Consider the following 11,296-nt stretch of genomic DNA (forward strand, 5'->3'; position numbering starts at 1 on the left):
GGCCACGACGACCACCTCGAACCCCTGCGGGACGTACCCGGCCTCAAGCTGTCCCTCGGGCAACCGCTGCGGGACGCGGCCCGGCACATCGCGGGCAGGCTGCTGGCCCACCAGTTCCCCGCGCACCCCGATTTCGACCCGGAGAACACCGGCGTCGCGGTGCGGCCCGGCGACGTACGGACCGTTTTCACCCAGGTGCGGGCCGCCACCGAGGCCGGCGACCGGCGGGTGGAGGTGCCCGCCAAGGAGCGGGCCCTGATGCGGAACATCGCCGCGCCGCTCGGCCTCGGCACGCAGAAGGAGGCGTACTTCGAGCTGTCCACCCGCTGGCGCGACCACTTCCTTCGGCAGGCCAGCACCGGCGGCGTCACCGGCGACCTGACCGTCGTACGGCTCACCGAATGGCTCGACCGGCCCGAGCCGATGGGTCTGGCCCCCCACCTCGCCAACCTCGTCATCGCCTCCTACGCCGAGATGGACGACCGGGTGTGGGTGCGCGGCGGGGCGCTGCTCGACCCGGCGCCCGAGCCGGCCCAGATCAAGGCCCAGGACGCGCTGCGGGCCCAGCCGCTGCCCGACGAGACGGTGTGGGACGGGGCGAGGCGGCGGTACGAGGAGATCTTCGGCGAGAAGCCGCCGACGCTGCGGCGCGGGCGGATCGTCAGCCAGTTCGCCCGGCGGATTCTCGGTCAGGCGCGCGACTACCAACCGCACGCGGCCGACCTCGTAAGGGAACTGGAGAAGCACGCCGGGCTGCTCGGTCTCGACGACACCGACGACTCCGGTCGGCTTGCCCTGGCCCGGCGCTCGCTGGCGCTGCTCGACGCCCTGTCGGCCACCGACAAGGGGGCGGCCGGCGGCAGCGGCACGGCCCGGCAGACCGTGGCCACGCTGGCCTCCTTCGACCTCGGCGGGGCCTCGGCCTCCCGGTACGGGACCTCGATCAAGCAGGCCGAGCGTGTCGCCGCCGCGCTGGCGACCGCGGCCTGGGACATGCTGCGGCTCGCCCCGGGCTACGGGCCGCAGGGCGAGGCGGTGCTGGACGCCCTGCGCGGTGCGGCCCGTGCGGACCAGCGCACAGCGAGCCTGCCGGACGCGCTGAAGGACGCCCGGCGCGCCGTCGTGGCGGTGATGGAAGCACGCAGCCGGGCCGACGCGGCAGCCGCCAGGGCAGCCGCGGAGCCCGAGCCTGCCGCAGCTCGGCCCGGGCCGGGCTCGGTGGACCTGTCGACGCCGACCAGCCACCCGCCCGTACCCGAGACGCGACCGCCGCGCACGGCGGGCGGGCCGGTGCGGCGCTCCGGCGGCGGACGTACCAAGGCGTCCCGCGCGGTCGCGGAGCTGCGGGCCGAGCTGGACGAGTTGGCCGCGCGCGAACCGGACGCCACCGTCGAGATCAGCTGGCGTGTGGTGGAGGACGACCGGTGAGCCAGGCGGTCTCCACCAGTGCGGTGCGGCTCACCACCGGCACCGTCACCCAGTACCTGGCCTCGCAGTCCGGCCTGGCCGCGGGCAGACGCAAGGCGGTCCTGCTGCGGGCCGCTCCCGTCTGGGAGGGGCCGCGGGAACTGACCTGGGGTGAGCGGCGCGCGCGCGTCACCACGGCGGAATCACCGCTGGCCGTGTACGAGCTGGTGCTCGGCCACCTCGCGCCGGCCGCGGGCGGGCCCGAGGTGCTGGTGGTGCTGACCGACCGGGAGGAGGCCGAACTCGGCGCCGACCTCCTCGCCCGGGTCCACAAACAGCGCGTCAACGCCGTGGACACCTGGGACGTGGTGCGCGACGCGTTCGGCGCACAGCACACCGATCCCGGGCTGTCCGCGGAGAACTGGGCGGCCGAAGCTCTGCTCGACGCGACCCCGCCGGGCGGCTGGCCGCAACTGGCCAAGGGCCTGCTGCCCCGGCGGCACGCGCTGGCCGCGCTGGCACTGCGGCGGCTCGGAGCGGGACGGTACGACCCGGACGGGGAGATCCGGTCCCCGGGAGCCGCGGGCAGCATCGAGCTGGACGTGCACACGCTGCTGCGCTGGTCGCTGTGTCCCGGCGGGCCCGACCGGTTCCTGGCGCTGCGCGCTCCGGAGCAGGCCGGGCTGACCCGGTTCCTCGGCGAGGAGGAGCAGGCGGGGCTCGCCGGGCGGGCGCTGCTGGCCCTGGTCGCGGCCGAGCACGGGTCAGACGCGGTGGCGTTCGGCCTGGTGTGCGCGGCGCTGTGGGTCCACGCGGACGACTGCGCGGACGCCGAGGACTACCGGGCGCGCGGACGGGCCGAGCGTTGGTTCGGCGATGAGCCGCCCGCGCACGGCGAGGCGCTGGACGCGCTGGTCCGGGCCTTCGGCCGGGCGAGCGAGGAATTCGTCACCACCCTGCTGGCCCTGCGCACGGGATCGGGCGGGGAGGCGGACTGGGCGCGCCGGATCTCGGCAACGGTACTGGACCGGGCGGCCTTCCTGACCCGCCAGTTCGGCGCCGAGCGGGCGGCCGGGACAAGTCCCGTGCTGGAAGCGGGGCTTGAGCACCGCCTCGCGGAGGTCGGACGTGCCCTGACGGACGGGGACGCCGCTGCGGCGGACACGGCCGTGGGGAAGCTGCGGCGGCACCATCTCGCGGCACGTACGGACGCCCACACCCGCATCGAGCGGGCGCGGATGGCGCAGCGCCTCGCCCGGTGGCTCGCGACCGATCCGCCCGCCGCGTCGGACCACGTCGCCGACGGCATCGACCGGCACGTGCGGGAAACCGGCTGGGTCGACCTGGCGTTGGAGCACATCGAAGCGGGCGGCGACCCGGCCCCGGAGCTGCGGGCGGCCTACGGCACGCTGTGCGCCGCCGTACGAGCCCGGCGCCGGGAGATCGACCGGTACTTCGCACGCACCCTGGCCACCTGGACCTCGGCCGGGACCGATCCGGGGACGATGCTCACCGTCGAGTCGTTCCTGGCGCGGGTCGTCGGCCCGGTCGTGAAGACCTTCGGCCATCCCGTGCTCCTCGTCGTGCTGGACGGCATGAGCGCGGCCATCGCCGCCGAACTCGGCGAGCACCTGCGCCAGGACTGGGCCGAGTACGACCCGCTGCCCGGCGTCAAGGGCTCCCCGCACCGGCGGGGCATGGCCGCGGCCCTGCCCACCATCACCGCCATCTCCCGTACCTCCCTGTTCGCCGGACACCTGACGGCCGGCTCCCAGCGGGACGAGAAGGCGCTCTTCGGCGGCCACTCGTTCTGGGGCGGCCAGGAAGTGGCCGTCTTCCACAAGGACGACCTGCGCGCGGACAGCGGCGGCGACATGTTCGGGGCAGAGCTGTACGAGGCGATGACCGCCGACCGCACCCACGTGGCCGTCGTCCTCAACACCATCGACGACCGGCTCGCCAAGGAGCGGAAACACGGCGACGCGGCCTGGAAGCCCGGTGACATAGGGGGGCTGCTCGGCCTGATGCGGCTGGCCGCGGCACAGGGGCGGGCGGTGATCCTCACCAGTGACCACGGGCACGTCGTCGACCGGCACGGTGTGAAGGCCGAGGCGGCCGCTCCCCTGTCGGCCCGCCACCGTACGCCCGGCGGGCCGCTCGCCGACGCCGAGATCGCGCTGGCCGGGCCGCGGGTCGTGTCCCCCGGCACCGGCGGCGCGATCGTCGCGCTGTGGGACGCCGACTCCCGCTACACCGCGCTCAAGGCGGGTTACCACGGAGGCGCCTCGCTCGCCGAGTGCGCCATCCCCGTGCTGGCCTTCCTGCCCTTCGGGGCCGAACCTCCCAAGGGCTGGCGGGAGTTGGGCAGCCAGCAGCCGCCGTGGTGGTCCGCGGACATCGACGCCGCGACCGTGCCCGTCGTGCCGCCGGCGCCCGTCCCACCGGCCGCGCCCGCACCGGCGAAGCGGGCCGCGGCCGAGCAGCGTCACGCCGAGCGGGTCGCCGCGGGCGAGCAGTCGCTGTTCGAGGTCGAGATCGTGCCCGACGGCCTGGATGCCCTGCTCAAGGCGCAACCGGTCATCCCGGTCTCCACGGGCGATACCCTGGTCACCGCGCTGCTGGCCTCGGAGGTCTTCCAGGCCCAGTGGGCCGCGCTGGCACGCAAGCCCGACATCGCCAAGGTCGAGACCGCGCTGCGGGAGCTGCTCGACGCGGGCGGAACCCTGCCGGTCACCGCCCTCGCCCAGCGCACCGGCCAGCCGGCCGCACGGGCACCCGGCTTCTCCGCCGTCCTGCGCCAGCTGCTGAACTTCGACGGTGTCCAGGCCCTGGAGACCCTGCCCGACGGGCGCACCCTGCGGCTGAACCAGGCGATGGTGAGGGAGCAGTTCGGGCTCAGATGAGGAGCTGCTTGAGCAGCCCGGAGAATTCCCTCAGTTCGGCGATGCGTTGAGCTGTGAGCGGATCACTGTCGAAGTGCGCGATCTTGTTGCGGATGTTCTTCACCCTGATGAGGTCCTGGACGAACTGCGTCCGGTTGGTGTTCCAGTTCAGGGCCTGCCAGTTGGCCTCGGCGTTGGCGCACAGCGCCGGACTGGGCTGGTCCGTCCTGAGCAGCTTGACGTAGTCGCCGAACATCAGGTCCGTGATGTCGCCGGTCTGCCTGTTGCGCGGCTGCACCGCCCGGATGGCGTCCCCGCCGAGCCTGCTCCCCAGCCACTTGCGCAGCCGGAACTCGATCTCACCGACGAGGAAGAACGGCAGCGCGGTCTCATGGAAGCGGGTGGTGATGTCGGCGGCCGTCACGATTCCGCAGATGTCCCCGGTGTAGTCCCGCACCAGGAGGTAGCCGTGCTCGGTCATCAGCGGCAGGTAGCCGAAGACCTCCTGATGCACCTCGACGACCGGCAGCGAGTCCTTCACCATGGCGCCGGCGAGGGTGGGCATCGCGCCCGACGCGTACTGTCCGGCGATCGAACGCCAGGTGACGACACCCTTGAGATCGGACGTGCCCTTGATCACGGGGACTTGGGAGTAGTTCTTGGACAGCATGATGTACGTGGCCTGGCTCAGCTCCGCGCCGGGCCCGACAGCCGACAGGCCCGCGCGGGCGGAGGGGATGTCACCGATCTTGAAGGAGTGCTGCGGCAGCGTGCCGGGCAGCAGGTCCTCGCCCTCCTCGGCGTCGTCCTCCTCCGCGGTGCCGGCCGTGTCCTCGGCGACCACGAGCAGCAGAGCCCGCTGGCCGCAGGTGGCGAAGGACGGCACGGTGGCCAGCCTGGCTGCCCGCAGCGCGTCCGCGATCACCGGCACCGTCTGGTAGGTGCGCCGCCGCGCGCCGAACAGCGCCAGAAGGTCGGCCAGCAGCACATTGGTGCCCTTGAGCGCCAGCAGTTCTTCCTGCGCGGGTGTCCGTGGCTCCGTCATGAGCACCTCACCGGTCCGATCGGTCGCGGAAGACGGTGCGCTTGCCCATGGCCGCGTTCACCAGCTCCAGGAGCTGCTTGGACCGGTCGGCGTAGAAGCCGTCGAAGTCGCCTTCGCGCAGGGTCACCGGATCGACCAGGTGCGTGGCGACGGCGTCGTCGAACCACTCCGGCCGGATACCCGACTCGGCCGCCAGCGACTTCAGGTACGACGCGGGTGAGCCCGTCATGTTCCGGCTCGCCCGGTAGGACAGAGGCGTCTTGTTGACGATGGAGTTCGCCCGCTTGTCGGCCGGCCGGTTGCGGGTGAACCAGCCCTTGGGGAAGATCTGCCGGACACCGACCGAGTACTGGAGCAGCAGGCTCGGATTGAGCGGCTCCTCGTTGTAGTACCAGTCCACCGCGCCCTGCTTGACCAGCAGCGCGTAGATCCCCTTGTAGGCGGCGCTGTTGCGGGTGGTGAGGGTGTCCAGCCGGTAGGCGACGAAAACCGCCTCGGCGATCGTGTCCGGCAGCACGTGGGGATCGTCCGCCGTCCAGGCGAGGAGCTGTTCCACGTCCCGGGTGAAGCGGCTCTCCGTGGAGCCGCTGTACATCTCGCCGAGCACCCCGCACCAGTACCAGCGGGTGATCTGGTCCATCCGTACGGAGTCGTCCTCGATCCCGTCCTCGAGCACCGTCCGTACGGCGGCCAGCGGCACGAGCTGCGTACGGTACGGCAGGTCGTCGGCGCGGACGATGCACTGCCTCTCAAGGAACTTGCCCACCCACATGAACGCCGAGGTCACGCGTGGGGCCAGCCGGATGAAGTCCGCGAGCGGCAGCTCCAGCAGATCACGCCGCTTGCAGGAGACGGCAGCCGCGCGGCCCTGCTGCTTGCGTTCCCAGGTGAGCACGAGTGCGACGGCTTGCAGGAAGTCGCTGCTGGTCAGCCCGTCGCTGCCGCCGTTCTCCGCGGGCCCGAACACCGGATGGGACGCGCTGAGAGCACGCTTGATGCCCTGCCACACCTCCGGCAGGCGGTAGTAGTCGCCGTACTTCCGCTCGTAGCCGCGGTCACCCGCATACGTGGCGGTCAGCAACTCGAACACGTCCAGCGGCACGCCGCCGGTGTTCACCCGCTCGAACACCGAGCACACCGCGTCGTTCGTGGTGTTCGCGTCCAGCTTGATCATCGGGATCTGGAACGACTGGACGTTCTTCAGCACCTGCTCCTGGAACCGCGACCACAGGCCCCAGTTGGCGTCGTCCAGCCGGACGAACGCACGCTGCCATTCGCTGATCCGGTCGACGTCGAAGACCCGGTGCAGCGGGAAATGCGCGGCCTGGCACTCCCGTTCGGTGCTGCTCAAGTCGAGTTGCACCTTGCGCGCGAAGTCCGAACGCAGCACCTTGTCCTCCGGCACGGAGACGATCGCCTCGTCCCGGTCGGCCGGCGAGCCCACCGCCTTGGCGATGTCGACGTAGTACCAGCGTTTGACAGGCTTGTTGCGCGCGTCGGTGGTCAGGACCGGGCGGTCCAGGTGGAGTGCCTGGAAGAGCGAGGTGAGCCGCTGCTGGCCGTCCAGGAGCAGCAGATTCGGCGTCACGGCCGTGGTGGTCTGATCCGCCCCGGTCAGGGTCCGGGCCCGGAACGGGGACCTGCCGCCGGTTTCCAGGGTCATCACCACACCCAGCGGATAGTCCAGGGTCACCGTGGCGATCAACTCCCGAATGCGTTGGTCGTCCCACTTCCAGTCCCGCTGGAAGTCCGGGAGCTGCATGACCCCGGCGGCGACGTCCTCCAGCACCTTGCTCAGTTTGGGGCTGTCGAGACCCACGGTGTTTCCCCCACCCATGCGCTGATCCGTAACCGAGGATTCCATCCGCCACCGGTCCGGGACGTCAAGTCGGAAAGCCGTCCCGCAGGGCCTCCCCACCCACTTTCGGCCACATCGTTGCGGCTGTGGCGCGGTAACGTCCGGCCTGGCCGCCGATGGTCCGGATGGGACACTGTCCGGGTGAGCGCATCAGGTCCCCCGAAGTCCGCTTCCGCCGTCAGCGCCGCCCGCCGGCGTGACGTCATCGACGCCCTGCGGCGCGGCGCTGTACCGGAGAACGGACTTGACCTGCTCGCCACCGGGCTCGGGCGCTTCCAGACGGCGCTCGACGCCGAGCTGGACGCGGTCGTGGCCGGGTCGTCGGTCTTCAAGGCCGTCCGGGGGGAGTACGGGTCCGGCAAGACGTTCTTCAGCCGGTGGCTGGGCGAGCGTGCGAGGCGGCGCAATTTCGCCGTCGCCGAGATCCAGATTTCCGAGAACGAAACACCGCTGCACAAGTTGGAAACCGTTTACCGGCGGCTCACCGAACGCATGGCCACGTCCAGCTTCCCGCCCAGCGCATTGCGACCGGTCGCGGACGCGTGGTTCTACGCCCTGGAGGAGGACTCTCTCGCCGCCGGGGCTTCAGAGGAGGAACTGCCGGCCGCCGTCGAGCAGTTGCTTGTCCAGCGGCTGACCGAGGTGTCCCGGCACGCCCCGTCCTTCGCCGCCGCGCTGCGCGGCTACCGGGCGGCGCTCGAAGCGGGGGACGAGCCGACCGCCGCAGCCGTACTGGCCTGGCTCGGTGGCCAGCCGCACGTGGCCGCTGCGGCGCGCCGGGCCGCGGGCGTACGCGGTGATCTCGACCACTTCGGTGCCCTCGGCTTCCTGCAAGGTCTGCTGACCGTCCTGCGGGACTCCGGGCACTCCGGGCTGTTCGTCGTGCTCGACGAGGTCGAAACCCTGCAACGGGTGCGGTCCGACGCCCGCGACAAGGCCCTCAACGCGCTCCGGCAGCTCATCGACGAGGTGCACTCCGGCCGGTTCCCCGGCCTCTACCTGCTGATCACCGGCACGCCCGCCTTCTACGACGGCACCCAGGGCGTCCAGCGCCTCGCCCCTCTCGCCCAGCGCCTGGCCACCGACTTCACCACCGATCCCCGCTTCGACAACCCGCGCGCCGTGCAGCTCCGGCTGCCCGGTTTCACGCTTGACTCGCTGGTCGGCCTCGGCGGCACCATCCGCGACCTCTACGAGGCGGGCGCCGCCGATCCCGACCGCGTCCGGAAGCTCGCCGACGACGCGTACGTGGCCGACCTGGCGCGTGCTGTCAGCGGCGCGCTGGGCGGCAAGGTCGGCGTGGCACCGCGGCTGTTCCTCAAGAAGCTGGTCGGCGATGTCCTCGACCGGATCGACCAGTTCGAGGATTTCGACCCCCGGCAGCACTACCGGCTCACCGTCGCGAGCAGCGAGCTCACCGACGTGGAAAGGAATCTGGCGGCGGGCCCGGCCTTCTCCGCCGACGACATCGACATCGACATCGACATCGACCCGGACGTCCGATGACGGCCGGCGACGTGCCCGGCGACCCGCTGGACCGCCTCGACACGGTCGTACTCCACCACATCGTCAACACGCTCGGCTGGCCCGACCTCCGTCCCCTCCAGAAAGCCGCCATCGACCCGCTGCTGGACGGCGAGGACGCCGTACTCCTCGCGCCCACAGCGGGCGGCAAGACCGAGGCGGTCTGCTTCCCCGTGCTCTCCGCCATGGCGCGACAGCGGTGGCCGGCCGTCTCCGTGCTCTACCTCTGCCCGCTCAGGGCCCTGCTCAACAATCTGATCGCCCGCGTCGACACCTACGCCCAATGGCTCGGCCGCCGAGCGGCGATCTGGCACGGCGACACTCCGGAATCCCAGCGGCGGCGCATCCGCGCCGATCCACCGGATCTGCTGCTCACCACACCCGAGTCGCTTGAGGCGATGCTCATCGGGGAGAAGACGGACCACGCCCATCTGCTGGGCAGCGTAAGAGCGGTCGTCGTGGACGAGGTGCACGCGTTCGCCGGCGACGACCGGGGCTGGCACCTGCTCGCGGTCCTGGAGCGCCTTGAGCGGATCACCGGGCGACCGATCCAGCGGGTCGGGCTGTCCGCGACCGTGGGCAATCCCCAACATCTACTGACGTGGCTGCAGGGCGCCGGGGCCGGCTCCCGAGGGGGACGCGTCATCGCACCCACCGTTGTCGCCGCGGACGGTTCGTCCGCTTCGGGTTCTCTTCCCGCGGGCTCTCCCCCCGCCGGCGAGGTGGAACTCGACTACGTTGCCTCGCTCGACAACGCCGCCAAACTCATCGCCTCGCTCCATCATGGCGAGAAGCGCCTGGTCTTCTGCGACTCGCGGCGGCAGGTGGAGCAGCTCGGAGCCGCGCTGCGCGCCCGAGGCATCGTCACCTACCTCTCCCATGCCTCCCTGTCGGCCGAGGAGCGGGTCCGCTCGGAGCAGGCGTTCGCCGAAGCCCGCGACTGCGTGATCGTCTCGACGTCGACTCTGGAACTCGGCATCGACGTGGGCGACCTGGACCGCGTCATACAGGTCGACTCCCCCGGTACGGTCGCCTCCTTCCTGCAGCGCATCGGCCGCACCGGGCGGCGCGCGGGCAGCGTCCGCAACTGCCTGTTCGTGGCGACCCGCGAGGACACCCTGCTCCAGTCCGCCGCGCTGCTGCTGCTGTGGGGGCGCGGCTGGGTCGAGCCAGTGACCCCACCGCCCCAGCCCAGGCACCTGGTGGCTCAGCAGCTTCTCGCCCTGACGCTCCAAAGGCACACGCTGGGAGACCAGTTGTGGCAGCAGGAGTGGAACGGGCTGGCACCCTTCGACCGCTCCGGGGAGCCGATCCTGCGCCATCTCGTCCACGAAGGGTTCCTCGATGACGACGGCGGTCTGCTGTTCATCGGCCCGGAGGCCGAAAAGCGCTTCGGGCACCGGCATTTCATCGACCTCACCGCTTCCTTCACCGCGCCGCCGCAGTTCACTGTGCTGTCCGGCCGCACCGAGATCGGACGCATCGACCCGTCCGTACTGACCGAGGAGCGTCCGGGGCCCAGACGACTGCTGCTCGGCGGGCGGAGCTGGCAGGTGACGTTCATCGACTGGGTGCGCAAGCGCGCCTTCGTGGAGCCGGCTGACGGCGGAGGTGTCGCGAAGTGGTCGGGCGGGGGCATCGCCGGGCTGTCCTACGAGCTGGCGCGAGCCATGCGGGAGGTGCTTCTCGGCGCCGACCCGCCAGTGTCCCTCACCCGGCGGGCGGAGGCACGTCTTCGCCAGTGGCGGGACGACCAGGCCCCGGACATCGTCCACCCCGCAGGCACCTTGCTGACCCGCCTGGGCGACGACATCCGCTGGTGGACCTGGGCTGGCTACCGCGCGAACGCGACTCTCGCGGCCACCCTTGCCGCCGTCGCCGATCCGGTGCAGCGACCAACCGACTGCTGGGTGCGTCTGCGTCCGGACCTGACGCCCGAAATGTGGCACGCGGCCCGCGCCGACGCCGGCGAGTCACCGGTCCTGCCGGACGTCGACCGGCGCGCGGTGCGGGGTCTGAAGTTCTCCGCCGCCCTCCCGGAACGGCTCGCGGTGGCCACGGTCGCCGCTCGCCTCGCGGACTTCGAGGGAGCGTCGGCCGCCCTGGCCGAGCCAGTACGGCTGCACCTGCGCCGCCATTGATCAGACCCTCACCCGGCGAGGCGCCGCAGGCGTCAGCCGCCTGCTTTCGGGCCCGCCATGAGAACGCCCCGTCCGGGCATGACCGGTGTGCCGCTCATCACGGCACGCACGCCATCGGCCCTGGCCGCGAGCAGCAGCCAGGGGTCGTGCTGTCCGGCACTGGTCCAGTGCGGGCAAGGCGGTTCGCAGGGGAGGTGTCCGGCGGACGCAACTCTCCCGTAGATCGAAATATTGAGAGGTGAATCAATGGGGGAGCGCGGACGCGGCGTCGCCATGCGCGGGCCGAGGGGATCGACGCCGGCGGCGGCTCTCGCCCCAGCCGCGCCGCCCGTCCTCAGCACGGCGCACGCGCGCCGACCCCTCTCCCAGGTCTGATACGCTGATCCAGCGACATCGGCCCGCCGAAATGTCCGGGTGATCCAGCGGAAACCTCGGGGAT

5 protein-coding genes and 1 pseudogene are annotated in these 11,296 nt (G+C 71.7%); 4 read left to right on the forward strand and 2 right to left on the reverse strand.

The features are described from left to right. Together VIW71_RS13340 and pglZ are read left to right on the forward strand one after the other, a co-directional pair. Nucleotides 1-1,428: pseudogene (locus tag VIW71_RS13340) on the forward strand (phage resistance protein); the annotation flags it as partial. Beyond that, a complete protein-coding gene (pglZ, locus tag VIW71_RS13345; protein WP_331622364.1) occupies nt 1,425-4,310 on the forward strand; it encodes a BREX-2 system phosphatase PglZ in 2,886 nt (961 codons plus the stop codon). The pseudogene VIW71_RS13340 and the gene pglZ, both read left to right, overlap by 4 nt. On the opposite strand, the gene VIW71_RS13350 is transcribed toward pglZ, so the two are convergent. After that, nucleotides 4,303-5,334 (reverse strand): CBS domain-containing protein, encoded by a 1,032-nt coding sequence (locus VIW71_RS13350; RefSeq protein WP_331622366.1) that lies wholly within the window; start codon nt 5,332-5,334, stop codon nt 4,303-4,305. The genes pglZ and VIW71_RS13350 overlap by 8 nt on opposite strands. A 7-nt stretch (nt 5,335-5,341) precedes the next feature. Further along, a complete protein-coding gene (locus VIW71_RS13355) occupies nt 5,342-7,171 on the reverse strand; it encodes a GmrSD restriction endonuclease domain-containing protein (RefSeq protein WP_331622368.1) in 1,830 nt (609 codons plus the stop codon). A 162-nt stretch (nt 7,172-7,333) separates the two neighbouring features. On the opposite strand from VIW71_RS13355, the gene brxD reads away from it, so the two are divergent. Continuing rightward, the gene (gene brxD, locus VIW71_RS13360) at nt 7,334-8,698 is read left to right on the forward strand and encodes a BREX system ATP-binding protein BrxD (RefSeq protein ID WP_331622369.1); all 1,365 of its coding nucleotides are present in this window, start codon (nt 7,334-7,336) and stop codon (nt 8,696-8,698) included. Next, nucleotides 8,695-10,857, forward strand: coding sequence for a DEAD/DEAH box helicase (locus VIW71_RS13365; RefSeq protein WP_331622371.1), 2,163 nt, complete (start codon nt 8,695-8,697; stop codon nt 10,855-10,857). The genes brxD and VIW71_RS13365 overlap by 4 nt, the downstream gene beginning before the upstream one ends. Nucleotides 10,858-11,296: the final 439 nt, after the last annotated feature.

Origin of the sequence: Streptomyces sp., assembly GCF_036524955.1 — a bacterium.
Taxonomy (GTDB): Bacteria; Actinomycetota; Actinomycetes; order Streptomycetales; family Streptomycetaceae; genus Actinacidiphila.